Consider the following 22863-nt stretch of genomic DNA (forward strand, 5'->3'; position numbering starts at 1 on the left):
AGACCTCGCGCGCCCACAGCGACACGTGGCGATCCCACACCCAAACCTAGCGGACAAAACGGTCAAGCCAAAACGGTCAGGCAGGGAGCCACACCCTCTGACGGATCGAGGCTAGCGGACAAAACGGTCAAGCCAAAACGGTCAGGCAGGGAGCCACACCCTCTGACGGATCGAGGCCAAGGGGATGAATCTGAGCCTTGATGCGGCCGGGGTGCTCGCCATATGCAACCGCAATGCGCGCTGGTGACAAGATTTCTAATACCAGCCCCCAAGGAACGGAGTTCGAGCATGAGATTTGGATCTGTCATCGCGGGAGCGGCGTTGATCGCTGGCGTAGGCATTGCGGCAGCGGCGCCGGCGCAGGCGGCGATCACCCAGAAACAGGACGGCACGACGTGCGTAACCGACCACCGTGAAACCGCTGCGTGGACCAACTGCAGCGGAGGAAGTGGGACGTGGAAGATCTACGTCGAATGCGACTGGCAGGTGGATCACACCGGCGACTGGCACACTGGCGGCGGAAGCGACAGCTACGAGTGCTGGAACGAGGTCCTGGGCGCCAATGTCCGTTGGCGCTGACCACACCTTTGATCAATCATACTGACGAGGAGACACGTTGAAGCGAGCATTGGCACTGGCCAGCATCACCGCAGCTGCATTCCTGTCCTTTGGCGCCCCCGCCGGCGCCGCAGTGACCGAGACGGTTGACGGGACCACCTGCACCAGCGACTATCGGAATACCGCCGGGTGGACGGACTGTCGCGGTGGGGACGGCACGTGGCGCCTGTGGGTCGAATGCGACTATCAGGGCGACTACACGTCCAGTTGGAAGACCGGCAGCGGGCAGAAGGCCTTCGAATGCTGGAACAAGGCCACCGGCGCGGGGGTCGACTGGAAGTAGTGTGAACGAATTGAGGTGCGGCCGTCCTCGGCCGCACCTCAATTCAGGACGTCGGCATTGAGGAGATGGATCACGTGGCAACGATCGAGACTAGTACGGCCACCATCGAAGCGCGCGGGCTCCGACAAGGCTACGGTTCGCGACGCGTCATCGAAGGTCTTGACTTGCAGTTTGGAAAAGGCGTACTGGGTCTGCTCGGTCCGAACGGCGCGGGAAAGACCACTCTCCTGCGGACCTTGGCCACCGTGGTGCCCGCCCAGTCGGGGGAATTATGCATCTTCGGCTCGGCGGTGAGTTCCGTTGCGGAGGCGCGCCGGGTTCGCCGGGACATCGGCTTCCTGCCGCAGGATTTTGGTTACTACGGCTCCTTCACCGTGCGGGAGTTCATCCGATACGCCGCCTGGCTCCGGGAGCTGCCGGCTGCGGACACCGCAGCCGCAGTCGATGACGCTCTGGCGATGGTCGACCTTTCCGACCGCGCCACCGCTCGCCTCAAGGCGCTCTCCGGCGGCATGTTACGGCGCTGTGGGATCGCATCGGCCATCGTCGGCACACCGAAGCTCGTGATCCTCGACGAGCCCACCGTCGGCCTGGATCCACTGCAGCGCATGGAGTTCCGCCTCCTGGTCAGAAGGTTGGCCGCCACCTGCGCTGTGATCGTCAGTACGCATCTGGTCGAGGACGTCGGGATGATGTGCACCGAGGTCGCGGTGATGGTGCGGGGCCGCATTGCCTTCCTCGACACCCCCGACAAGCTCGCCTCGATCGCGGCTGCTGACGCGGTCGGCGACTCTCCCTTGGAACGGGGCTACACAACCCTGCTGGCCAGCGTGAACGATGGGAGCGAGCAGTGATCGGAATCCTGCTGATCGAGTTACGCCGGTCGCCGATGCGCTGGTTGGTCGCGCCGCTCGTCGTCCTGGGCGGAGCGCTGTTGTTCGGTCTCGACCGGGAGTGGATCGGCGTCTGGCCACAGACGAGTGCCTACGCCCAGCGACCGGTGATGTTCCTCGCCGCCGCCGCAGCAGCCGCAGCCGCGTGGTCGTCGGGCCGCGCCGCTCGTCAGGGGATGACGGACCGCATCTCGACGAGTGCACGCCGGCCCGAGATGGTGGAGCTGACGCGGATCGCCGCCACTGTGACGTACGTGATCGCCGCCTACGGCGCGGTGGTCCTTGCCGCCATCGTAACCACCTCCCTGGCCACCGACGACATCGTCATCTGGCCGAGCTATCTGCTGCTGGGTGCGACGACGATCGTCACCGCGACCGCCATCGGTGATCTGGCTGGTCGCCTCCTACACACCAAGATCGCCGCACCCGTCGCCGGAGCGGGAATGCTCGTCGCGGTCTTCGCCACCACCTCTCAGCCGGTCTTCTCCTTCGTCGTGCTCTCCGGTAAGCCGCAGGTGGAGCTCACTCCACGCGCACTCGCCGCACGCACGGTACTGTCGGTCGTCGCTCTGGTCGCCGCCATCTTCTGGTCGCCCGACACACCCATGAAGCGGCAGCGTCGGCCCCGGGCGGCCCGGCGCGTGGGCACCGCACTCGTCGCGGTGCTCGTCGGCACCCTTGCCTTCGCTGGTGTCGCCGCTGCGGGGCCGGTTTCCCGCCCCCGAGAAGCTCCACCAGAGCCGCTGTGCGCCGGAACCGACATACGGGTGTGCGTCTGGCCGGAGAACCGCAAGTACCTCCCGCATACCTTGGACCTCGCCGAACGGATCGCCGCAGCCACGGCGATGGCGCCGAAGCCGGTCACCGCGATCACCTTCGTGGAGGAGGGACTGCGCCGTTCGCCCACCGGCCAGGACGACGGGTTCCCGCTCGGCATCACCGACTTCTCGACCGCGTACATGATGACCGTGCAGATGCTTCCGCCCTTCGGAACCTGTAAGTCCTACGACTCACCACGGCCGCGGGCGTGGACGGAAGCGTGGATCCGGGTCATGGATTGGATACTGGTCGGCAGTGCCGGACCGATCGTCGCGCAGCGCTTGCCGGCCGCCAGATTGGCTGAAGCGACAGAGCTCAGGAGCATGCCCGACGGCCAGCAGAGGGCGACCATCGCGGCTTTCTACCGCACCCTGGAAGGGCCATACTGTGACGCCTGACTTGGTGCAGGTCAAGAACTTCCTGAAGCCTCGTCGGCTCACCATGATCCTGTCCGTGATGGTCGTCGCCGCGGCTCCGGGGGCAATCTGGGGGCAACAGGCTGTTGATGTGCCACAACTGTCGGGCCAGCCCAATGCGCCGCTGCTCGGTGCCCTGCTGTTGCCGTTGCCGCTCGCGTGTCTCGTTGTTGCCGCACTGCACAGCGACATGAACGACATGGAGATGCGGGCCGCACGCAGCCTGCGTCGTCTCGAGGTCGCACAGATCGGGGCCCTGCTGGTGATCGCCGGAGTGCTGCTGGCCCTTGCCCTGGCCATCAACCACCAGCATCACGTCATCCTGTTCGCGCTACGAGGGCTGTTTCTCTGGACGGGAGTCGGGCTTGCGGCGGTGCCCCTCATCGGCCGCCAAGTCGCCTGGGCGGCACCAATGGGGCTCTTCATCGCGATGTCACTGGCTACCCGTGACGCGAAGGGCGCTGTCTATATCTGGGCCATCCCCGCCTACCCCATCGATTCGATCGGGGCGTGGAGCGTCTCCGTCGTCATCTGCATCATCGGTACCGTTCTCGCAACGGCGGAACCCAACTGGTTGCGGTGTCGGCTTCCCAGCCTGAGCGCAACCCGCCCGGCAGAAGTGGAGAGGCGCCCGGTCGCGGCTGAACGGCTGCCATGACGGTGCGCCTCCACCTCCGCGTGATGAGACGCCGAACCTCAAGCATCGGCAGGCGTGCAAGGCTGGCCCGCACAGGGCCGGCCCGACGCGGCGGCCTTCGCGAGATCAGGACGGGGCGGGACATGGTGCAAGGCACACCCGCGACGAGCTGCTCGCCCGCCTGGCTGAGGCGGTCGGGTCCGTGGCCGTCGCACACCCGACGCGGGTCGCCATCGACGGCCCGCCCGCCGTCGGCAAGACCACCCTCGCCGACGAGCTGGCGGTGGTCCTGCGCGGACGGGGCCGCGGCGTCATCCGGGCCACGATCGACGATTCTCTTCCCTCGGGCGCAGCGCTATCCGCGCGGCGAGTACTCGGCCGAGGGCTGCTACCACGACACCCACGACCACGACGCGCTGAACCGGGTCCTGCTCGATCCGCTCGGCCCGGGCGGAGATGGACGCTTCCAATCGGCGGTCTACGACCGTACCGAGGATGTCGCGCTGTCCCCGCCGGTCACGACCGCCCCCGCCGACGCCGTGCTGATCTTCGACGGCGTCTTCCTCCTGCGCCCGGAATTGATCGATCGGTGGGACCTGCGCGTCTTCGTGTCGACAGCACTCGACAGGACCGTGGAACGTGCCGTGATCCGAGAGCGCCGGGTGTCGTCGCGGGCCGACGTCGAACGACGCTGGCGCGAATGCTACATCCTCTCCCAACCCTCCCAACAGCTCTACTTCGCCACGGTCCACCCGACCCGGCGCGCGAGCGTCACCTTGCACAACGACGAGCCTGAGCGACCGGTCTGGGAAACCCGGACGCCCTGACCGCACCTCTTCGCCGGAACCCTGTCCACATCTCCAAAGCTCGGCCCGGGCCGTCAGGGTCGTACATCCGGTCGGCAGGAGGTCGACGTACGGGGGCGATGTCGAGAGACGAACACCGTGGATGCCCGCCCGTCACCCATGGCAGGATCCGCCGAGTGAAGATCAGGATGCTCGGGCCGTTCGAGGTCCGTACGGACGAAGGCGCCCTCGCCGACGTGCCGGGCGCGCGGCTGCGCGGGCTGTTGATCGCCCTCGCGCTCGAAGCTGGTCGTGTGATCCCCAAGGCAACGCTCATCGACTGGATCTGGGGTGAACACCCACCCTCCGACGTGACGAACGCCCTGCACCGCCTGGTTTCCCGGCTGCGCAAGGCGCTGCCGGAGGGATGGGTCGAGGGACAAAGGGACGGTTACCGGTTGATGGTGGAACCCGACGCCGTCGACGCCGTACGGTTCGAAGGACTCATCGCCGCGGGCCGGCTCGGCGACGATGATTCACGGCGGGTACGGCTGCTGCGCGAGGCGGTCGGACTGTGGCGCGGCGCCGCCATGCAGGACTTCGGTCTGCCGAACAGTGCGGCCTTGCACGCGGCGGTCACCCGGCTCGAGAGGCTGCGCCTGACGGCCCTGGAGGACCGGTTCGACGCGGAGATCAGGCTCGGTCACGGGGCAGAGTTGGTCACGGAACTGAGCGACCTGGTGGCCGCACACCCGTTGCGGGAACGGCTCGTCGCCGCGCTGATGCGGGCCCTGGTGGCGGCCGGCCGCGACACCGAGGCGCTGCTGGTGTACGAGCGCACGAGAGAAGCCCTGGCCGACGCGCTGGGCGTCGACCCCGCACCGGAGCTGTCCGCCCTGCACGTCGCGCTGCTGCGGGAGGAGTCGGGACGGCGGCAGGAGAAACAGAAGACGAATCTACGCGTCGAGCTGACGCCGCCCGGACCCGGCTCAGCGGACGGAGTATCTGCCCGGTGAGCTGGCGCAGTGTGATCTGTGGTTCCCGCCGGCGGACGTGGCGTCGTTGGGGTTCGGGCAGGTCGGCCGGCCGCCGGTGCTGGTGATGTTGTCCGGGTATTCGCGGTGGCTGTCAGCGGTGATGATCCCGACTAGGCAGTCGCCGGACCTGCTGGTGGGGCACTGGATGTTGATCTCCGGGTGGGGGCGGGTGCCCAAGGCGTTGGTGTGGGACAACGAGTCCGCGGTTGGGCAGTGGCGGGCCGGGCGGCCTCAGTTGACGGAGGCGATCAACGCCTTCCGCGGCACTCTCGGCGTCAAGGTGATCCAGTGCCGGCCGGCGGACCCCGAGTCGAAGGGCTTGGTGGAGCGGGCCAACGGCTATCTGGAGACGTCGTTCCTGCCCGGACGCCGCTTCGGCTCACCCGGCGACTTCAACGTCCAGCTCACCGAGTGGCTGGTGCGGGCAACAGCCGCCAGCACCGGGTGCTGGGCTGCCGCCCGCTGGACCGGTGGGACGGCGACCGGGCCGCGATGCTGTCACTGCCGCCGGTTGCGCCGGTGGTCGGCTGGCGGCAGGCCACCCGGCTGCCCCGCGATCACTACGTGCGTTTGGACGGCAACGACTACTCGGTGCACCCGTCGGTGGTTGGCCGGCGGGTTGAGGTGAGCGCCGACTGCGACCAGGTGACGGTGTTCTGCGACGGTCGGGTGGTGGCCCGGCATGACCGCTGCTGGGCAAGCCATCAGAGCATCACCGACCCTGCTCACCGGCAAGCGGCCGCGGACCTGCACGTCGCCGTCCAACGCACCCCGAGGACCGCCGTTGACGCCCAGGTCGAACGCCGGCCGTTGAGCGACTACGACCGCCTGTTCGGCCTGGACGAGGTGGCTGCGTGATGGCCGCCAAGACCAGCCGCAACGTCACCTCGGAGATCGCGTTCCTCACCCGCGCTTTGAAGGCGCCGTCCCTGGCCGCGTCGGTGGAACGCCTGGCGGAGCGGGCCCGGGCCGAGTCGTGGACGCATGAGGAGTTCCTCGCCGCCTGCCTGCAACGCGAGGTCGCCGCCCGCGAAGCCCACGGCGGGGAAGGACGCATCCGGGCCGCGAGGTTCCCGGCCCGCAAGAGCCTGGAGGAGTTCGACTTCGAGCACCAGCGCTCTTTGAAGCGGGAGACGATCGCTCACCTGGGAACCCTCGACTTCGTGGCGTCGAAGGAGAACGTCGTCTTCTTGGGCCCGCCCGGCACCGGCAAGACGCACCTGTCTATCGGCCTGGGGATCCGGGCCTGTCAGGCCGGGCACCGGGTCGCGTTCGCCACCGCCGCCGGGTGGGTGTCGCGTCTCGCTGATGCCCATCACGCTGGCCGTCTGCAAGACGAGCTCGTGAAGCTCGGGCGGATCCCGCTGCTGATCGTCGACGAGGTCGGCTACATCCCGTTCGAAGCCGAAGCGGCGAACCTGTTCTTCCAGCTGGTGTCCAACCGCTACTAACGAGCCTCGCTGATCGTCACCAGCAACAAGCCCTTCGGCCGCTGGGGGGAGGTCTTCGCGACGACGTCGTTGCCGCAGCCATGATCGACCGCCTCGTCCACCACGCCGAAGTCATCTCGATGAAGGGCGACAGCTACCGGCTCAAAGACCGTGACCTCGGCCGCGTTCCCGCAGCCAGCAAGACCAACGACTGAACATCAACAACCAACGAGGGGGTCAAAATTCGGCCGGAACAGAGGGGTCAAAGTTCAGCCGGCGTTGACAGACGAGATAGGGCAACGGAACTCGGGAGGCCGCCATAGGTCATCGGCATCATCAAGAAGAATTCTCTGCTGGCTGTGCGTCCTCAGGCTCCTCCGCCCGAAAGGCGTCGGACATGACGTTCGGACACGCCGGCGGCCAGAGCCAACTCCGCCGGGCTGGCCTGCGGACACTCGGCACGCAGCCGGGCTACAACGTCTGCTGTCCGCTCCGCGCGTCCCGTCACCCGCTTGCGTCGTGAGGTTCACCGCCGGAGCGGCGCCGACACCTGGCTCGTCGCCGGACCGTCGACGGCCCCAGCCAACTGCGCCTCCTTCATCTCGGTCACAACCTCCAACGGAAGCGACACCAGTGGCGACGCAGACGCAGCGTCAGAGACAGGCGGCTGGGCGGTGTTCGAAGCTCGGTGGTCGTTGCCCGAGGCCGGCTGCGCTCTGGTCAGCATCTCCACGACCAGCAGCAGCGCCACCGCCGGCCATGCCGCCACGATCCGCGCGCCGAGGCTCGGCTCAGCGGCGGCGATGTTCGCCGCCACGCTGGCCGCCACCCCGACCGCGAACGCCGTCCGGGCCGACCAGCGCACCCTCCGGCCGGCGCGCTTGTCCTCGACCATGGCCGCCGACGCGACAACCAGCATCCCGTCGACCGACAGCGGCAGCACGTAGGCGACCTCGGGACGCTCACCGAACCTCAACGCCACGGCGACCATGTGACTCCACGACGACCAGGCAGCAATCCCGGCAACCGCCACCGTGCTCACGTCTCGGGCAAGCCGGGTCGGCGTCACCGAACCACCCCCAGCCCGAGCCGCCGCTCGACGGCCCGGACCTCGATGGGGTCCATGGACGGACGTCCGCCGATGTCCAGCCGCGTCTGGACATCAGCCCATCGCCGCCACCGCCGGAGGACGTCGCTCGCGTCGAGACCGGTCGCTTTCGCGATGTCCGTCAGGTCCGCGCCCGCCCGCAGCGCGGTGTGGATCATTGAGGGTTGCCAGCGAGTCCACCAGGACACCACCGCAGCGGACAACGCCAACTCCGCCAGGACAGCAACACGTCCGGATTCCGGCGTCCGAGCCACGGCATGGTCATGAAGATCGAGAAGGAGTTGGAACGGGTTGATCTGTTCCGCGTCGGCGAACCGCACCGGCGGTTCGGTCGGTCGGGCCGGGTTCATTGGGCACCGCCCGATCCGCGTGAGCTGGGCAAACTCAGCGGTAGTGGGTCACCGGCGATCGTGGCGGTGTGGTTCGCATGGTGGTACCTCCGGCCCACCTCAGACGGATACCCAAACGGAGGGGCCAGTGCGGCGAAGCCGCAGGCCACGGCCGATATCTCGTGTGCTGGTATCGCGGCTCGACGCCGCAGCCCCGGACAGCTCGCCGCCTCGGGGGCGGGGCGAATAACGTGGCCAGAATTCTGACCAGTCGCTAGAATGGTCGCTATGGAGACCATTCCGATCACGGAAGCCAAGGCCCGGATCGCCGAGCTTGCCGACCGGGTCGCTCGGGAACACGACCACTTCACGATCACCAGGAACGGCCGCGCCGACGTGATGCTGATCTCGGTCGCCGAGTACGAGTCGATGCGGGAGACGCTCGACCTGCTCTCCGACGACGAGGCCCTCGCGGATCTGCGCCAGTCGCGGGAGGATTTCGCGGACGGCGACACGTTCTCGATGGACGAGGTTCGCGCCGAGCTGGAACGGCGTCGCGGTAGGGCGGCCTGATGCCGTCGCAAGGCGGGCGGCGGGACGACACGGGCGAGGCCAGCCCGTACACGGTGATGTTCTCGCGGCAGGCCCGCCGCAACCTGCACGAGGACCTGCCGCTGGAGGTCGCGGTCGCGGCGACGGAGACCATCCAGCACGCGATAGCGGTCAACCCCTATCGGGCGGGCAAACCACTCGACGAACCCTTCGACGGCTTCCACTCCGCCCGCCGCGGCACCTACCGGATCATCTACCGGATCAACGAGGCCAAGCGTGTCGTGGAGATCCACTCGATCCGCCACCGACGCGACGCCTACCGCTTCTAGGGCCACGTCTGGAATCGCGCTTCATTGGGCTGGCCGGCCCGTTCGCAGCGGTAGTGGGCCACCGGCGATGATCACCGACTGGTTCGCATGGTGGTACCTCCGGCCCACGGACTTCCCTGACCTGCGGTTCTTGGCTATGCCGCAGTCGTCATGCGAATCGGTTGATCGAAGCTTCGAGTCTTCCGGCGAGCGGGTGATGCTGCATGCATAATGAATGCATGGTTGCTCTCCAGATTCGGGACGTGCCGGAAGAGGTACGAGACGCCCTGGCGGCGCAGGCCAAGGCGCGCGGGCAGTCACTCCAGGCGTACCTGCTGGATCTGGTGGAAACGCAGGCTCGGCGGCTGCGCAACACCGCGGCCCTTGATGGCTTCGCCGGCCGGTCGGACGGTGCTCGCTCCTTGCCGGGGGAGAGCGCGGCCGAGTTGAATGACCAGCGGGAGCAGCGCGGACCATGGGGAAGCGCGGCATGATCGTCGTGGATGCGTCGGTTCTGGCCGATGCCCTGGTCGACGACGGGCCGGTCGGCGACGCGGCGCGGGCGGAGCTGACCGGAGATCCGCACTGGGCCGCGCCGGGCCATCTTATGGTCGAGGTCATGTCGGTGATCAGAGGCAAGGTCCTCGGTGGGAAGTTGGGCCTTGCTCGGGCTCAGGAGGCGATCGACACCCTGCCCTCGTTGGTCATCGACGAGGTTGGCGTCGCGATGCTGCTTGGCCGGATGTGGCAGTTACGGGGCAATGTCACCGCGTACGACTCGGCTTACGTCGCGGCGGCGGAGCTGTTGGCCTGCCCACTCGTGACCGGTGATGGCCGGCTCGCCAAGGCCAGCGGCGTCCGCTGCGAGTTCCGACTGCTCGCGGTGTCGTGACGGCGGCCGCCCGAGGATCGTCGGCCTGACGCCCTTGGGCCGGCCAACCTGAGTGGAAGCGGGTCACCGACGATCGTCGCGGGGTGGTTCGCATGGTGGCACCTCCGGCATACATTGATTTCTATCACTATGCTTCCCCGTCTGGGCGGTGGCCGGGTCGTGAAGGGCCAGTCGTAGAGCGGGGCCGTGAGGAAATTGGATAGTCCGATCCGCGTGTCGTCGCTACGGTCGCGTGGTGGCATATCAGCACCCGCTCGCCTACACACTGGGGCTGGAGGGCGTGGCGTTGCTGCGTGCCTTCGCCGGCGACTTCGACCGGGACTTCATCGAAGCGCGTGTCAGCGAGGTCCGGCGCCTTCTGGACAGCCCATCGCTGAACGGTGTCGGAGTCACCGCGGCGCACGTCGACACCGTAAACGGTTACAAGGTGTGGTCGGCGACCTATGATCAACCAGGTAACGGGCTGTTCGAGATCGAAGAGCCCATCGTGCACGAGATCCTCGGCTCCCTGCCTCCGGGCGTCGCCTTGGACGCGGCGTGCGGCACCGGCAGATACACCGAGTACCTGGACAGACAGGGCCACCGGGTCATCGGCGTCGACAGCTCCCCGGAAATGCTGGCGCACGCTCGTACGCGCGTTCCGAACGCCGAATTGCGGCAGGGAGACTTACACAAGCTTCCCATACCCGATGACCACGTCGACGTCATCGTGTGTGCGTTGGCGCTGACCCATCTTCCCGATGTCGGCCGGGCGATCACCGAGTTCGCCCGGGTCCTGCGTCCTGGCGGCCATCTGGTGATCACGGACGTGCACCACGAGCTCGTGGCATTGGGGTCAGTGCCGCGAGTACGTTCTGCCGAAGGCGCTCCTGGGCTGCTGCCGGCGTTCCGCCATCGGGCCAGTGACTATCTGTGCGTTGCCTTGCCATTGGGCCTGCAGCTACGGCGTTGCGAGGAGCCTCGGATGTCCGGCGATGCCAGCGAGGACATGCCCGGGGAGATCGCGACAGGATCGTGGGATGCCTGGCCCTGGTCGCTGCTGGGGATCGTCCCGGCGGCAGCCGGCGCCGCCTGGGACGGAACACCGAGTCAGATCATCTGGCACTTCCAACTTGCGCCGAGCGCAACCACTACGGCGGCCCTTCCTTCCACTGCAAGCTGAGCCGGCCCTGACGTGGGTTTCTCCGTCAGTTTCGACATGTCGCGAAGCGCTTGCGGCCTACCAGACATTGCGACGGTCAGAACGCGGGTTCCTGCTTGATGCGGTTGGTCGGTTGGACGGCATGCTCTGTGATGGTGGCGATGTCGTCGGTGGTCGGATGCGTCCACGCGCCGATGTCGCGGGGCGCGACCCGGGTGCTCAGGCTGGCGGTGATTCCGGCGGCATCGGCGGCGGTGATCAGGAACGTGGTTCCGGTGTCGTCCTGCTTGACACCAGGTAGGGGGTGGTGTCGGGTGGGGTGAGCAGGACACCGACCGAGGGGAGGTGGCGCATGTCGCCGCGCCAGCCAACCTCGGATGCGGCGTCCGCGAGCGCGAGAACCGCCTGTAGTGCCCACCGAGCTTCGTGATCAGAAGCGTGGCGAAGCCAGTCTGGTAGCGGAGTCAGCCCGTCGAACACGTCGACGGGCTGGGTCAGGCGGTGGACGAACATCAGGATTTCTTTCTGGGTTGGGATGCGGCTGCCGGCGGGTTCAGGTGGCGCCTGCGCGGTTCTGCTTGCGCCGCAGTTGGACGAGCTCTCCGAGGAGAGTTTCGTTCTCTGCCTTGGCCTGGCGTAGCAGCGCTTCGACCTCGTGCAGGCGGGTGGTGACGACGTGCAGTTTGGTGCGCAGCGGCGCAGGGGCCGTCAAGACCGGCGACATGGTAGAGGTCAAGGAGCTGGCTTCCGGCGTAAGCACCGGGCCAGCCCAAGCGGACGGGGCAGTCACTAGGCGCAGAGCGACAGCGGTTCCGTACGTCTCACGTGCATTCGCGAGCTTGCCCGAGATTCGGAGGGTGCGGGGCCGGCACCGATCGGCCGAGCGGCGGTCGGGTGGCCGTGAGGTTGGAGTGGCCCGGTAGTTCATTCGTAGTGGTAGCGGCACTGCGCGATCTGCACTGTGTCGTCCATGATCCGGTAAACGAGGCGGTGTACCTGGTCGATGCGCCTCGACCAGAATCCCGCCCAGTTGCCCCGGAGCTGCTCCGGTTTGCCGATGCCTTGGTGGCCGTTGCGTCGGATGTCCTCGATCAGGGCGTTCACTCGTTTGAGCATCTGACGATCTCGCTGCCAGGTCAGGTAGTCTTCCCAGCCTCGGCCGGCGAACTGGACCTTCACGCTGCCGACGCCTCGCCTGAACTGGCGTCGGGGTCGATCAGGTCGTGCATCTCCCCACCCCCGTTGCGCAGCTCTTCGACGGCTTCATTCAGGCGGCGCGCGTTGGCGGGGCTGGCCATGAGGTAGGCCGTCTCCTTCAACGACTCGTACTCGCGCAGCGAGATGATGACCGCGGCCTCCCGGCCGGAGCGGGTGACCACCACTTCCTCGGCGTCGTCCACGACATGGTCGAGCATCTTGGCCAGGTTCTGCCGGACTTCTGAGTAGGGAACGGTGCGCATGCTGCTGCCTCCCAAACGTTACGTACAATAAATTGTACAAGTCTGGCAGGGGATCCTCGTCAGATGGTCCGACGAACCCTTCGACGGCTTCCACGCCGCCCGGCGTGGCACCTACCGGATCGTCTACCGGATCAACGAGGCGAAACGAGTCGTGGAGATCCACTCGATACGTCACCGGTGCGACGCCTACCGCTCATAGGTCTCCTTCCCGGGTCGGGTCAGGTCCGGGCTGCCTCCGCCGGGGCCACGACGGCCAGCCACTCCTTGGCTGGGCTGGCAGCGCTGCGAACCGCGCCGATCCAGTGGCAAGGGGTCGCCGGCGATCGTGGCGGTGTGGTTCGCATGGTGGTACCTCCGGCCCACCAAGTCCGTGACCTGCTGTTGTGTCGCTGTGATTTGGCATTGCGCGAACCGCTGCCCTGGGCGGTGCCTGGCGTGGTGGAGGTTGTGCTGTCTTCCGGCGACCTTTGGTATAGCATCGCTGCTATGGCCTGGGGTGCTGTCGAGCTAGAGCCGGAGGTAGAGAAGTGGCTGGAGAGCCTACCGATCGCTGAGTTTGCCCACGCGGCGTTCTACGTCGACCTGCTGGCTGAACAAGGGCCGCTGCTGGGGGAGCCCTACACGAAGCAGCTTGATCGGAAGCTGCGCGAGTTGCGGTTCCACCTCGAGCGGCGGGCGGTCGGATCACCTACTGGATCGCGACCGACAGAAGGATCATCTTGCTGACGGTCTTCCACAAGACGCGGATGCGAGACGAGCGGGAGATCGACAGGGCACGCCGAGCGTTGGCGCGTTGCATCGACGAGGCGCACGACGTACTGGACGAGGAGGGCTAGGTCATGAGCAAAGGTGTCGGTTGGGCCGCCATGCGGGAGCGGCGGATGGCTGAGCCTGGTGCTGCTGAGGCGTACGACGCGGCGCGCCTGGCGTTCGAGCTCGGTCGTTCCGTTCGGGAGCTTCGTGAGCGCCGGGGTTGGAGTCAGACACAACTCGCCAAGGCGTCGGGGATGACGCAGTCCGCGGTTGCCCGGTTCGAGGCAGGTGGAACGATTCCGACCCTGGCGGTGCTGGAACGGTTGGCGACGGCGCTGGATGTGAGTCTCAGGGTAGGTTTCGAGCCGCGCGGCGAGGCGGCTTGAGCCGCGGGCAATCGCCGCTGTGGCCGTTGTGCTGTTCATCGTGCACCGCAGTGAGCCAGTGAACTGGTCAAACTCTCCGGCCGTGGATCACCGGCAACGGTGATGTGTGGTTCGCGCAGCGACGCGCCCGGCCCACGATGATCTTGCATGCGAAGCCGCCGGCTACGGCCCTGCCGCCAGTTCGCCTCAGGCTTGGCGGTGGCGCGACGAAGCGATTCGGTGCTCAGCCCGGGCGCCATCGGACCATGAGCTGATCGATGACCAGGCCGTGCGGGATCCAGCCCATCTCGGTCAGCACCTCAAGCGGGCTCACCTCGTTGATCATGAGGTTAGCGGCAGTTTGAAGATCTACAACTGCAGCCAACCTCATGATCAACGGATACGCGAGAGGAAACGGAGGGAGAGCTGATGAGCGACTTCCATGACTGGGACGACATCCGCGCCGAGCTGCACGATGGGGACGACGACGCGCTCCACGCGGAACGCGCCCGTACCGAGGCATGGGTCAGCGCCTTCCACCTCGCCGAGGAGCGCAAACGTCTCGGTCTCACCCAGCGGCAGGTCGCCGAGTTGATGGGGGTCACGCCCGGCCGGGTAAGCCAGATCGAGAACGGCGATCTGGACGCCAATGAGGTGGCGACCCTCAGTCGATACGCACGAGCACTGGGCGCCCGTATGCGGATCATCTTTGACTACGGCAGCGACCTCCGGCAGATCGCCTGATCCCCGCGAGCCTCAGACGACATCACGCACGGCGAGAATAGTCGTCCGGCCAACCGCGCCCTCGGCGAGCCGAGGTAGCGAGCACCGTCCAAAGCCTGTGAGCTGGGCAAACTTAGTGGTAGTGGGTCACCGGCGATCGTGGCGGTGTGGTTCGCATGGTGGTACCTCCGGCCCACCGAAGCGGATACCCAAACGGAGGGGTACGAGGTCGCGGAAACGCAGGCCACAGCCGATGTCGTGGTCGCGCTGCCGGACCTTGCACCAGGGTGGTGGGTTTGTGGATCAGTTCTGGCCGGGACTTGCTGCCGGTAGTCCTGCTTCCTTGGCGCGTTCGAGCAGCCGCCGGTCGTAGGTGACGAAGGCGGTCAGTGTCGTGCCGGACTCGTTGGTCAGCACCTGGGCGGTGGCCAGGTGGATGGCGTCGAGGCTGCGGAGCGTCGGCTCGGCGAACGCGGCTGCGGTCGCGCGGATCGTGCCGTCGATCTCCAGTCGGAAGAGCCGTCCGACGGCGGCCGGCACTCCGATCAACGCTTGCGGAGCTGATCGGCGCAGCGCTCTGGGCACTTCCACCTCGACGAGAGCAGAGGAGACCAGCGGCACGTCGTCGTGCTTGTTGAGCCAGGAGACAAGGTCGGCACTGCACATCTCCTGCCGAACCAGCTTGACGACGGCAGCTGAATCTAGATAGATCACCAGCGCTCCTCGTCACGCATCGCAGCGAGCGAGGCGGCCACGTCCACGTTCTCGTCACCGAGTCTCGGTGGAAGTGGCACAGAGCCGCCGCCGGTGGGGGCGACGGCTCGCCCTGCCGCTACCAACTTGGCCAGTATCGACCTGTCGCCGCCTACCGGAACAAGTCGGGCGATCGGGTGTCCGCGGTCGGTGATCTCGACGGTCTCGCCGCCACTCACCCGGGCCAACACCTGGCTCGTGTTCTGGTTCAACTCCCGGACACCGATGCGTTCCATGGACACGAGTGTAGAACTAAATGTTCTACGGCTCTAGCTCCTGGCGTCATCCGGGCTGTCTCTTCGTCGACCAGAGAGGTCGACGAGTTCCAGGCCACGGCGCCTGGCCGGCGCTCCGCCGGGTCGTCTCGGAATCATCGCGCACGCCCCGAGGTCCGCGAGCCGGGCAAACTCAGGGTCAGCGGATCGCCTGCGATCGTGGCGGTGTGGCTCGCATGTGGTACCTCCGGCCCACGCACCTTCCTGACCCGCTGCTTCGTGGCGGGATGTGGTCATCATGCGAACCGTCGGCGTGGCATCCAGAGGAACGGTGGACGCTCCGACAGATTTTGGTCATACTTGTGACCATGACGACGCTGCCGTTGGGGGAAGTGAAGACCCGGCTTTCTGAGCTGGTGGGGCGGGTGCACGACCACCACGAGCGGGTGACCGTGACCGTGCATGGTCGGCCGTCCGCCGTGCTGGTCTCGGTGGAGGACTTGGAGCGTCTGGAGGAAACTGTCGCGGTTCTCGGAGATGCGGGCACCCTGCGACGGCTGGCCGACTCCGACGCGGAACTGGCCCGAGGTGAAGAGGTGTCCGCCGACCAGCTTGCGGAGACCATTCGTGCCCGTCGCGCCTCGGCCGCGTGACGCCCCGGCTGCCGGAAGATCCGTACACGCTACGCACCACGCCGACCGTCCGTCGAGCGCTCGGCGAACGGTTGCCGGAGGCCGTCGCGGTCGCCGCGTACGAGTTCATGACCGGGCCGTTGGTACGAGAGCCCTACCGGGTCGGGAAGCGCCTGCTGCCGCCGTTGTCTGATCGGTTCAGCGCCCGGCGAGGCACCTACCGGATCATCTACCGCATCGACGACGACAACCGCACCGTGACCGTTGTAGACAGTGATCATCGAAGGGACGTCTACCGCTCCTGACGCCCCTGACCCTCCGGTCCTGGTGGTGCAGTGGCATTGAGTACGGTGAGCAGCGTGTCGATGAGCGTGGCTGACGAGGCTGCGGCCCTTGAGGCCGAGGTGGAGCAGTATCCGGACGAGCGAGGTGAGATCCTGCTCGAGGCTGCCGACGCATGGCGCCGGGCGGGGCGGCTCGACCGAGCAGCTGATCTGCTGAGCAGGCTGATCATTGACGGCGGCGAGGACGGCTGCTTCGCGATGGTGCAGCTCGCCGAGGTGCGATTCGAGCAAGGCGACGTCGATGAGGCGCGTATCGTGCTGGATCGCCTGGCCCACGACCCGGCGACGAGCGACGGCCATTGCACGCTGGTCGCCGAACTGCTCGCTGAGCGCGGCGACCTGCATGGTGCGTTGCGCTGGTACGACCGGGCGGTGGCCCGCCTGTCGGCCGAGGAGTTGCAGGCGCTGAACGGCCCGGACGGTTGGATGCAGATGTCGTCGGTGATGCTTCGCGGCCGTCGTGAGGTCCGTCGGCGGTTGGGGCTGGTGTCGGACGTTACCGATGAGCTGGCTCCGGCCACGCCGGCGCAGCAGATCGTCGACGTGGATGGTGTGCGGGACGCCGTCAAGTCTGGACGGGTGCCACGGCAGGTACGGCTGCTGATCTTCCAGCGCCAGGAGCGGGCCGAGGCGCGACGGCGGTGGCCGCAGGAATACGACATGACCGACGACGAGCACTGTCAGGCTGCGGAGCGCCGGTGGCGTGAGTTGGCAGACGACGGTGTGCCAACCATCCGGGTGGTGCCGGCAACTGTCGCCGACCTCTGCGAGTTCGCCGACCTGGTTGGCGAGTCTCCCCTCGATCCGACGCTCAAGGCCCGCTACAGCGAGACCATTCCAGAGGAGCACACGATCGCGTGGCCGCCACCGCGCAACTCCCCATGCTGGTGCGGATCGACAGCCAAGTACAAGAAGTGTTGTGGCCGAGCGGTCTGAGCGGCACCCTCCGAGGCGCGGCACGCAATAGTCCGTCACGACGCGGCCCCATCTGCCATCGCTCTTGGTGATGGCAGGGGTAGCGGGTCACCGGGGATCGTGGCGGTGTGGTCCGCATGGTGGTACCTCCGGCCCACCCAACGACTGGATCTCGTCCCTGGCCTGCACGTTTGCGGTTCATGTGCGACAACTGCCGATGTAGTCCGGTACCGAAACGCGGAGGCAGGCGCAGGCGTTCAGTGACGGCACCCCAGGCGCACAGCCCGGCTTCAGGGGGCGCAGCGTAGATCGGCTTCTTCCGCACAGCGCGCCACCGACCGGGGCTCCTTGATCGCCTGTTACCCGGTCCGACCTGGTCACGACGGCCTGCGGATACGATTGACGGTAATGCTGCTGCGTGTGCTCGGCCCTGTAGAACTCGACATCAACGGCTCTGTCGTACCGCTCGGTGGCCCTCGTCAGCGGGCCGTGCTCGTATACCTACTGGCAGCCCGGGGCGAGATCGCCACCGTCGATGGTCTGATCTATGGCTTGTGGCGAGATGACGCACCCCCGAGCGCAGTGGCCTCGCTGCATGCGTACATCTCGAACCTGCGTCGCCTGCTGGAACCCGATCGCCCGCGAGGCGCTCGCTCCCGCGTGCTCCTCACCCTCGCGCCTGGCTACGCGCTGCGGTTGCCCGCGCATGCCGTCGATGCCAACCGGTTCGAGGCGACGCTCGACGAGGCCCGGGAGCTCAGGTCGGCCGACCCCAAGCGCGCCCGTCTGCTGCTGACCGACGGCCTTGGCCTCTGGCGTGGTCCGGCCTTCGCGGAGTTCGCCGAGCACACCTGGGCGCAGCCGGAGGCGACCCGGCTGGAGGAGCTGCGCATCGCCGCCCGAGAACTGTTAATTGACGTCACTCTACGTGCTGGTGCCGCAGCCGAAGCCGTGGCGGGCGCGGAGGTGCTGACCCGCCAGGCGCCACTGCGTGAGGAAGGCTGGCGACTGCTGGCCCTGGCACTCTGGGCTTCCGGCAGGCAGGCTGACGCCCTCGCCGCACTTCGTCGAGCACGGAAAACGCTTGTCGAAGAGAGCGGCCTGGATCCAGGTCCCGGAATCGCGGAGTTGGAAACCGCCATCCTCACCCAACGGCTCAACCTACCCACTCCGCCGGCAGTCGCCCGAGCAGGTGACCCGCGATCGGTCGAGCCGACGTCGTGCCCACCGGCTGACCAGACGACACGGAACGAGCTTTTCATCGGTCGCCAGACGGAACTGGACGTGCTCAGGCGTTGCGCTGCGGCTTCCCGCGCCGGCGAGACGAAGATCGCACTCGTCACGGGCGAGGGCGGCGCCGGCAAGACGAGTCTGCTCGAACAACTGCGCACGGAGTTGACCGCCCAGGGCTGGGTCGTCGCCGTCGGGCGCTGTCCCGAGGTCGAGGATCCACCACCGTCAAGCGCCTGGGTCGACGCCCTACGGCAACTCGCCGAGGCAGCGCCACCAGGAGATCTCACTCCCGCACTCGCCCCGCTACTCGGTCAACCCCGCAACAGGCCGAGCGGCGGTGATGTCGCCGCCGGCCGGTTCCACCTACATCGGGCCGTTGCCGCCTGGCTACGCACCGCCGCCGCCCGTCAGCCGGTTGCCGTGATGCTGGACGACCTGCACGGTGCCGACAACGAGACACTGCTTCTGCTGCACAGCCTTCTCGAGTTGACCGACATCGCTCTGCTGATCATCGGGACGCTGCGGCCCACCGACAACCGGGAGCGACTGGCCGACACCATGGCCGCCCTGGCGCGTCGCTCGCCCGATCGGGTGCACCTCGACGGGCTGTCACCGGCTGAGGTCGCGCAGCTTGTCGGCGCGGTGACCGGAACACGCCTCGTCTCGGAGACACTCGACGCATTGATGGAACGCACCGGCGGCAACCCGTTCTACGTACGCGAGTCGGCGCGACTGCTCAACACAGAGGGCACCCTGGTTGATGCGCTTCAGGTTCCCGATGGTGTACGCGACGTCCTGCGACGACGGATCTCCCGACTACCTCGGACGGCTGTGCCGGTACTACGGCTCGCCGCGGTGGTAGGCCGAGAGACCGACCTGGCGACACTCACCGAAGCCAGCGGAGCCGAAGAGTACGAAGTCATCGAAGCGCTGGAGGCCGGCATGGCCGCCGGGCTGCTCACCGAGCCGGCGCCGGGCCGGGTGCGGTTCACCCATGGTGTGGTCCGGGACACTCTTTACGCCGACATCTCGCACCTTCGTCGTACCGGGATGCACGGCAGGATAGCCGCCGCCTTCCGCCGGCTGTACCCCGACGACTACTCGTCCCTGGCGCATCACTATGCCCGCGCCGCCCGGGCGGAGGCCGCGCCAGCCGCCGTCGACTACGCCATCCGCGCCGCGCGGATGGCCGAACGCCGGTACGCCTACGACACGGCCGCCAGCCTGCTCACCAAGGCCGTCGAGGCCGCCGATGCCCTGCCCGGAGACCGGGAGGCGGTCAAAGTCGACCTGCTGGGACGGCTGCTGCGCGCCCAGGCCCGGGCCGGTGCGTTAGCGGCGGCCCAGCAGACCCGCGCGCGGGCGATCGACATCGGCATGACCGCTGGTCGAGACGATCTCCTTGTCGCGGCCTTCCGCACGTGGACGGTGCCAACCACCTGGCTGACCCACCCATACGGCATGCTCGACCGCCCGGTCGTCGATCTGCTCGCCCGCCTGCTGCGCCGTGACGATCTGGACCTCGCCGATCGATGCCGACTCCTTGAGGCATTGACCACAGAGCTTGACGGCGAGGCGGATTCACGTGGTCCCCGGGCCGGCAGGCAGGCCCTGGCTATCTCGCGCCACCTGGGGGATCCCGAACTACGCGCCCTCGGGCTGGTCGCCCGAATCCGCACCCTGCCGTACGAGTCGGCGGCCCCGCAGCGCCAGGGCCTCGCCCACGACCTCACCCGGCTCGCCGACGAGCACGAAATGGTCGCCTTCCGGTGGTTCGCCGAGCAGGTGATCGGCCAGTCCGGCGCCACGATGAACGACCCACGTCAGGTCCGCGACAGCGTCTCGCGACAGGGCGAGATGGCCCGCATCTATCACCTCAACGAGGCCCAGGTCATCCACCTGGGCTCGCTGGGGCTCCTCGCCCATCTCGCCGGTGACTTCGCTGCGGCGCACCGTTACTACGACGACGCCGCCGCCCGAATGCGTCGCCAGGGCTCCGTGCATGCCGAAGCCTTCCACTACTTCGCGACCGCGACCCTGTTGATCAACCAGGGACGTCTCACCGAACATCTGGCAGCCTCCCGACGCGCGCGCGAAAAGCTCGGCCCGATCGTGGATGATCTGCTCGCGCTGGCACTGACAGCCAGCGGCCGGTTGGACGAGGCACAGAAGATTCCGATCGGTCGGTATCCCTGCCGTCCGGACTACTTCCGATCGACGCTGCTGTCGGTGCGAGGCATGGCCGTCGTCGCACTACAGCGCCAGGATCTCGCGCAGGCGGTAATCGACCCGCTGACGCCGCTGCGTCACCAGGTCGCCGGGATCTGCACCACCTCCCTCGCAGTGCGTCCGGTCGCGCAGACACTCGGGGAACTTCACCGTCTACTGGGCCGTGAGGCCGAGGCGCGTCGATGCTTCGCCCTTGCCGCCACCGTCGCCCGGCAGTGGAGCGTGTCGCACTGGCTCCTGGAGGCGAACAATGCCCTGAAAGCCTGACCTGAGTCGGCCGCCGCCAGCCCACCGGTGCCGCGCAGGAGCTCCGGGTGGTGGACTCCAAGAAGATCACAAGCGGAGCCGGGCATCATCGGGTGGTCCATGCTCATTTGCAGGTTGGAAAGGACACCGTGAACCGCAAGCAGTCCGAAGCCATGGCCGATGTCCGCGACATGTTCATGGCCCACACCATGATGCGCCGCGAATTCGCCCTTCTGCCGCGCCTGGTCCGTGACGTCGTGCCGGGCGACACAAAACGCGCCGAGGTCGTAGGAGCGCACGCCGAGCTCGTCTGCCACGTCCTGCACACCCATCACCAGGGTGAGGACGTCTCGCTGTGGCCGCGGCTGCGCCAGCGTGCCAGCGGTCATGTCGACACCATCGTCGCCGAGATGGAGGCACAACATCTCGCGATCGAGCACGCCCACGCGGTGATCGAACGGCTGCTGCCCCGCTGGCGCGCCACCGGGCAGGGAGGCGACGAACTCGCTGTCGCCTTCGAGACCCTCCGCGACCAACTCGTCGAGCACATGGCCCTCGAAGAGAAGCAGATCCTGCCGTTGGCCGAGCAGCACATTACCGCCGCCGAATGGGCGGAACTTGGCGAACACGGTATGCGCAACACACCGAAGAAACACCTACCGCTCATTTTCGGCATGGTCATGTACGAAGGGGATCCGCAGGTGGTCAGGGCGGTGCTGACGGAAGCGCCGCTACCGGCCAGGCTGCTGATGCCGCTCGTCGGACCACGGCTGTACGCCGCCCACGCCAAACGCGTCCATGGCACCAGCACACCGCCACGCATCGGCGCAGCCACTCCCGATCCGACGATCAACTGATCGGGCCCGTGGCGCCCCCGCGATCAGCGGCGATCCGCACCCTCCCGGACATCGGCAGCAATGCGGGCACCGCGGCGGCGAGCGGTCTCCGCAACCGTCACCAGCGCCACGGCTCCGACTGCGTACGACACCGCCAGCACGGGCGGCGACAACCCGGTCAGGGCTGTCACGACCCCGGAGAACAGCACGGCCGCGAAAGCGGCCGTGCTGTTCTCCGGTGGAAGCGGCGCCCGGCGTAGCTGGTGAGGGCGAAGCCAGCTGCCACGCACCACCGCCGGCTACGACGTCCACGAAGGCCCACCAAAGTCCGCCACCAGCCGCCGCACCATCGCCCTTGACCGGCATGCCGTACGAATCCTGCGCCGGCACGCCGAACGGCAACGCCAACACCGCGCCGAACGCACCGTGGTTGGGCGAGCCGCTGATCCGGCCCGCACATCGCAGAGCCGGGCGCGATCGGACACGCAACACGGCTGGGCGGGCGAGCGCGGGCCGGTCCACCCGACCCGCCCCGCGAGGAGGGCCGCCAGCCAGCCGGGCCCTGCGGGGATCGCGGCGGTCATCGCCCGCAGGCTGACGGCCCAGCCGACTACGTAGAACCGCATGTGGGTCTCCGTCCAACGGGACCGGTAGACGGTCGCAGCGACAGCGACACCTGCGTCAACGTGGCGCCCATGGTGCTCCCACGCGCCCCTCGCGTCGTGAAGGACAGGGCGCCGTCGGCGTGGGAGGGGGCGTTCGCGACCGGACCATGAAGCGATCATCTCTGCCGGGCAGCGACTCGGCGACGCCCCGGTGGTGAGCTCGACCTGCCGAGGAGCGCCGGTGACGTCGGCCCAGACCAGGGAGGTCAGCGTCCCCGATCCGAGCGCACCGCACCCGCGCACCGC

26 protein-coding genes and 4 pseudogenes are annotated in these 22863 nt (G+C 67.5%); 23 read left to right on the plus strand and 7 right to left on the minus strand.

Annotation, left to right across the window (positions count from 1 at the left end):
- The first annotated feature begins 321 nt into the window (after positions 1 to 321).
- The 9 genes and pseudogenes from AC2CHE_RS08375 (at position 322) to istB (ending at position 7133) form a co-directional block, all read left to right on the plus strand.
- A complete protein-coding gene (locus tag AC2CHE_RS08375; protein WP_484504326.1) occupies positions 322 to 579 on the plus strand; it encodes a hypothetical protein in 258 nt (85 codons plus the stop codon).
- A 37-nt stretch (positions 580 to 616) separates the two neighbouring features.
- Positions 617 to 901, plus strand: coding sequence for a hypothetical protein (locus AC2CHE_RS08380; protein ID WP_484504327.1), 285 nt, complete (start codon positions 617 to 619; stop codon positions 899 to 901).
- Between the two features lie 65 nt (positions 902 to 966).
- Positions 967 to 1755: an ATP-binding cassette domain-containing protein gene (locus AC2CHE_RS08385; protein WP_484504328.1), complete on the plus strand. Its 789-nt coding sequence runs from the start codon at positions 967 to 969 to the stop codon at positions 1753 to 1755.
- A complete protein-coding gene (locus AC2CHE_RS08390; RefSeq protein ID WP_484504329.1) occupies positions 1752 to 3011 on the plus strand; it encodes a hypothetical protein in 1260 nt (419 codons plus the stop codon). Before AC2CHE_RS08385 ends, AC2CHE_RS08390 begins: the two co-directional genes overlap by 4 nt.
- Before the next feature lie 4 nt (positions 3012 to 3015).
- Positions 3016 to 3687, plus strand: a complete 672-nt coding sequence (locus AC2CHE_RS08395; protein ID WP_484504330.1) for a hypothetical protein — start codon at positions 3016 to 3018, stop codon at positions 3685 to 3687.
- Positions 3688 to 3835: 148 nt separating this feature from the next.
- A pseudogene (locus AC2CHE_RS08400) lies at positions 3836 to 4493 on the plus strand (nucleoside/nucleotide kinase family protein).
- Positions 4494 to 4660: 167 nt separating this feature from the next.
- On the plus strand, positions 4661 to 5467 hold the full coding sequence (locus AC2CHE_RS08405) for an AfsR/SARP family transcriptional regulator (RefSeq protein ID WP_484504413.1): 807 nt from the start codon (positions 4661 to 4663) through the stop codon (positions 5465 to 5467).
- Positions 5430 to 6346: pseudogene (locus tag AC2CHE_RS08410) on the plus strand (IS21/IS408/IS1162 family transposase); the annotation flags it as partial. The gene AC2CHE_RS08405 and the pseudogene AC2CHE_RS08410, both read left to right, overlap by 38 nt.
- Positions 6346 to 7133, plus strand: a pseudogene (gene istB / locus AC2CHE_RS08415) (IS21-like element helper ATPase IstB). The pseudogenes AC2CHE_RS08410 and istB, both read left to right, overlap by 1 nt.
- Before the next feature lie 311 nt (positions 7134 to 7444).
- Here the strand turns inward: istB and AC2CHE_RS08420 are convergent.
- Positions 7445 to 7987: a DUF2637 domain-containing protein gene (locus tag AC2CHE_RS08420; RefSeq protein ID WP_484504331.1), complete on the minus strand. Its 543-nt coding sequence runs from the start codon at positions 7985 to 7987 to the stop codon at positions 7445 to 7447.
- Complete coding sequence (locus tag AC2CHE_RS08425) at positions 7984 to 8376, minus strand: hypothetical protein (RefSeq protein ID WP_484504332.1); 393 nt, start codon at positions 8374 to 8376, stop codon at positions 7984 to 7986. Before AC2CHE_RS08425 ends, AC2CHE_RS08420 begins: the two co-directional genes overlap by 4 nt.
- A 267-nt stretch (positions 8377 to 8643) precedes the next feature.
- Here AC2CHE_RS08425 and AC2CHE_RS08430 point away from each other — a divergent pair, with 267 nt between their 5' ends.
- The 5 genes from AC2CHE_RS08430 (at position 8644) to AC2CHE_RS08450 (ending at position 11269) form a co-directional block, all read left to right on the plus strand.
- Complete coding sequence (locus AC2CHE_RS08430) at positions 8644 to 8928, plus strand: type II toxin-antitoxin system Phd/YefM family antitoxin (RefSeq protein WP_117228533.1); 285 nt, start codon at positions 8644 to 8646, stop codon at positions 8926 to 8928.
- A complete protein-coding gene (locus tag AC2CHE_RS08435; protein WP_281564173.1) occupies positions 8928 to 9236 on the plus strand; it encodes a type II toxin-antitoxin system RelE family toxin in 309 nt (102 codons plus the stop codon). The genes AC2CHE_RS08430 and AC2CHE_RS08435 overlap by 1 nt, the downstream gene beginning before the upstream one ends.
- Positions 9237 to 9454: 218 nt before the next feature.
- A complete protein-coding gene (locus AC2CHE_RS08440; protein ID WP_484504333.1) occupies positions 9455 to 9709 on the plus strand; it encodes a FitA-like ribbon-helix-helix domain-containing protein in 255 nt (84 codons plus the stop codon).
- Positions 9691 to 10107 carry a type II toxin-antitoxin system VapC family toxin gene (locus AC2CHE_RS08445; RefSeq protein ID WP_484504334.1) on the plus strand — a complete coding sequence of 139 codons (417 nt, stop codon included), beginning with the start codon at positions 9691 to 9693 and terminating at the stop codon, positions 10105 to 10107. Before AC2CHE_RS08440 ends, AC2CHE_RS08445 begins: the two co-directional genes overlap by 19 nt.
- 235 nt (positions 10108 to 10342) lie before the next feature.
- The gene (locus AC2CHE_RS08450; RefSeq protein WP_484504335.1) at positions 10343 to 11269 is read left to right on the plus strand and encodes a class I SAM-dependent methyltransferase; all 927 of its coding nucleotides are present in this window, start codon (positions 10343 to 10345) and stop codon (positions 11267 to 11269) included.
- A gap of 532 nt (positions 11270 to 11801) precedes the next feature.
- On the opposite strand, the gene AC2CHE_RS08455 is transcribed toward AC2CHE_RS08450, so the two are convergent.
- The 3 genes from AC2CHE_RS08455 to AC2CHE_RS08465 form a co-directional block, all read right to left on the minus strand.
- Positions 11802 to 11960 (minus strand): hypothetical protein, encoded by a 159-nt coding sequence (locus AC2CHE_RS08455; protein ID WP_484504336.1) that lies wholly within the window; start codon positions 11958 to 11960, stop codon positions 11802 to 11804.
- 212 nt (positions 11961 to 12172) lie between these two features.
- On the minus strand, positions 12173 to 12427 hold the full coding sequence (locus tag AC2CHE_RS08460; protein WP_484504337.1) for a Txe/YoeB family addiction module toxin: 255 nt from the start codon (positions 12425 to 12427) through the stop codon (positions 12173 to 12175).
- Positions 12424 to 12708, minus strand: coding sequence for a type II toxin-antitoxin system Phd/YefM family antitoxin (locus AC2CHE_RS08465; protein ID WP_018787151.1), 285 nt, complete (start codon positions 12706 to 12708; stop codon positions 12424 to 12426). The genes AC2CHE_RS08460 and AC2CHE_RS08465 overlap by 4 nt, the downstream gene beginning before the upstream one ends.
- A gap of 70 nt (positions 12709 to 12778) precedes the next feature.
- Here AC2CHE_RS08465 and AC2CHE_RS08470 point away from each other — a divergent pair.
- The 4 genes and pseudogenes from AC2CHE_RS08470 to AC2CHE_RS08485 all read left to right on the plus strand — a co-directional run.
- Positions 12779 to 12907, plus strand: a pseudogene (locus AC2CHE_RS08470) (type II toxin-antitoxin system RelE family toxin); the annotation flags it as partial.
- A gap of 236 nt (positions 12908 to 13143) precedes the next feature.
- Positions 13144 to 13434: a type II toxin-antitoxin system RelE/ParE family toxin gene (locus AC2CHE_RS08475; RefSeq protein WP_484504338.1), complete on the plus strand. Its 291-nt coding sequence runs from the start codon at positions 13144 to 13146 to the stop codon at positions 13432 to 13434.
- A gap of 155 nt (positions 13435 to 13589) precedes the next feature.
- The gene (locus AC2CHE_RS08480) at positions 13590 to 13847 is read left to right on the plus strand and encodes a helix-turn-helix domain-containing protein (RefSeq protein WP_484504339.1); all 258 of its coding nucleotides are present in this window, start codon (positions 13590 to 13592) and stop codon (positions 13845 to 13847) included.
- A 408-nt stretch (positions 13848 to 14255) separates the two neighbouring features.
- A complete protein-coding gene (locus AC2CHE_RS08485; RefSeq protein WP_484504340.1) occupies positions 14256 to 14570 on the plus strand; it encodes a helix-turn-helix domain-containing protein in 315 nt (104 codons plus the stop codon).
- A gap of 282 nt (positions 14571 to 14852) precedes the next feature.
- Here the strand turns inward: AC2CHE_RS08485 and AC2CHE_RS08490 are convergent, their stop codons facing one another.
- Entirely contained in the window at positions 14853 to 15263 is a 411-nt protein-coding gene (locus tag AC2CHE_RS08490; protein ID WP_484504341.1) for a type II toxin-antitoxin system VapC family toxin, read from the minus strand.
- On the minus strand, positions 15260 to 15538 hold the full coding sequence (locus tag AC2CHE_RS08495) for a type II toxin-antitoxin system Phd/YefM family antitoxin (RefSeq protein WP_484504342.1): 279 nt from the start codon (positions 15536 to 15538) through the stop codon (positions 15260 to 15262). The genes AC2CHE_RS08490 and AC2CHE_RS08495 overlap by 4 nt, the downstream gene beginning before the upstream one ends.
- A gap of 347 nt (positions 15539 to 15885) precedes the next feature.
- Here AC2CHE_RS08495 and AC2CHE_RS08500 point away from each other — a divergent pair, with 347 nt between their 5' ends.
- From AC2CHE_RS08500 to AC2CHE_RS08520, 5 genes are all read left to right on the plus strand, one after another.
- Positions 15886 to 16170 (plus strand): type II toxin-antitoxin system Phd/YefM family antitoxin, encoded by a 285-nt coding sequence (locus AC2CHE_RS08500; protein ID WP_091614758.1) that lies wholly within the window; start codon positions 15886 to 15888, stop codon positions 16168 to 16170.
- A complete protein-coding gene (locus tag AC2CHE_RS08505) occupies positions 16167 to 16454 on the plus strand; it encodes a type II toxin-antitoxin system RelE family toxin (RefSeq protein WP_484504343.1) in 288 nt (95 codons plus the stop codon). The genes AC2CHE_RS08500 and AC2CHE_RS08505 overlap by 4 nt, the downstream gene beginning before the upstream one ends.
- Before the next feature lie 60 nt (positions 16455 to 16514).
- Entirely contained in the window at positions 16515 to 17429 is a 915-nt protein-coding gene (locus AC2CHE_RS08510; protein ID WP_484504344.1) for an SEC-C metal-binding domain-containing protein, read from the plus strand.
- A 387-nt stretch (positions 17430 to 17816) separates the two neighbouring features.
- Positions 17817 to 21137 (plus strand): ATP-binding protein, encoded by a 3321-nt coding sequence (locus tag AC2CHE_RS08515; protein ID WP_484504345.1) that lies wholly within the window; start codon positions 17817 to 17819, stop codon positions 21135 to 21137.
- 47 nt (positions 21138 to 21184) lie between these two features.
- The gene (locus AC2CHE_RS08520) at positions 21185 to 21973 is read left to right on the plus strand and encodes a hemerythrin domain-containing protein (protein ID WP_484504346.1); all 789 of its coding nucleotides are present in this window, start codon (positions 21185 to 21187) and stop codon (positions 21971 to 21973) included.
- Positions 21974 to 22863: the final 890 nt, after the last annotated feature.

It is taken from the genome of Micromonospora sp. ATLC16, assembly GCF_057196645.1.

Bases quoted from the DNA above. Each gene is read 5' to 3' on its own strand.
- AC2CHE_RS08385 (WP_484504328.1), top strand. From the start codon at position 967: ATGGATCACGTGGCAACGATCGAGACTAGTACGGCCACCATCGAAGCG.
- AC2CHE_RS08405 (WP_484504413.1), top strand. From the start codon at position 4,661: ATGCTCGGGCCGTTCGAGGTCCGTACGGACGAAGGCGCCCTCGCCGAC.
- AC2CHE_RS08425 (WP_484504332.1), bottom strand. From the start codon at position 8,376: ATGAACCCGGCCCGACCGACCGAACCGCCGGTGCGGTTCGCCGACGCG.
- AC2CHE_RS08430 (WP_117228533.1), top strand. From the start codon at position 8,644: ATGGAGACCATTCCGATCACGGAAGCCAAGGCCCGGATCGCCGAGCTT.
- AC2CHE_RS08435 (WP_281564173.1), top strand. From the start codon at position 8,928: ATGCCGTCGCAAGGCGGGCGGCGGGACGACACGGGCGAGGCCAGCCCG.
- AC2CHE_RS08440 (WP_484504333.1), top strand. From the start codon at position 9,455: ATGGTTGCTCTCCAGATTCGGGACGTGCCGGAAGAGGTACGAGACGCC.
- AC2CHE_RS08445 (WP_484504334.1), top strand. From the start codon at position 9,691: ATGGGGAAGCGCGGCATGATCGTCGTGGATGCGTCGGTTCTGGCCGAT.
- AC2CHE_RS08465 (WP_018787151.1), bottom strand. From the start codon at position 12,708: ATGCGCACCGTTCCCTACTCAGAAGTCCGGCAGAACCTGGCCAAGATG.
- AC2CHE_RS08480 (WP_484504339.1), top strand. From the start codon at position 13,590: ATGGCTGAGCCTGGTGCTGCTGAGGCGTACGACGCGGCGCGCCTGGCG.
- AC2CHE_RS08485 (WP_484504340.1), top strand. From the start codon at position 14,256: ATGAGCGACTTCCATGACTGGGACGACATCCGCGCCGAGCTGCACGAT.
- AC2CHE_RS08495 (WP_484504342.1), bottom strand. From the start codon at position 15,538: ATGGAACGCATCGGTGTCCGGGAGTTGAACCAGAACACGAGCCAGGTG.
- AC2CHE_RS08500 (WP_091614758.1), top strand. From the start codon at position 15,886: ATGACGACGCTGCCGTTGGGGGAAGTGAAGACCCGGCTTTCTGAGCTG.
- AC2CHE_RS08510 (WP_484504344.1), top strand. From the start codon at position 16,515: ATGAGCGTGGCTGACGAGGCTGCGGCCCTTGAGGCCGAGGTGGAGCAG.
- AC2CHE_RS08515 (WP_484504345.1), top strand. From the start codon at position 17,817: ATGCTGCTGCGTGTGCTCGGCCCTGTAGAACTCGACATCAACGGCTCT.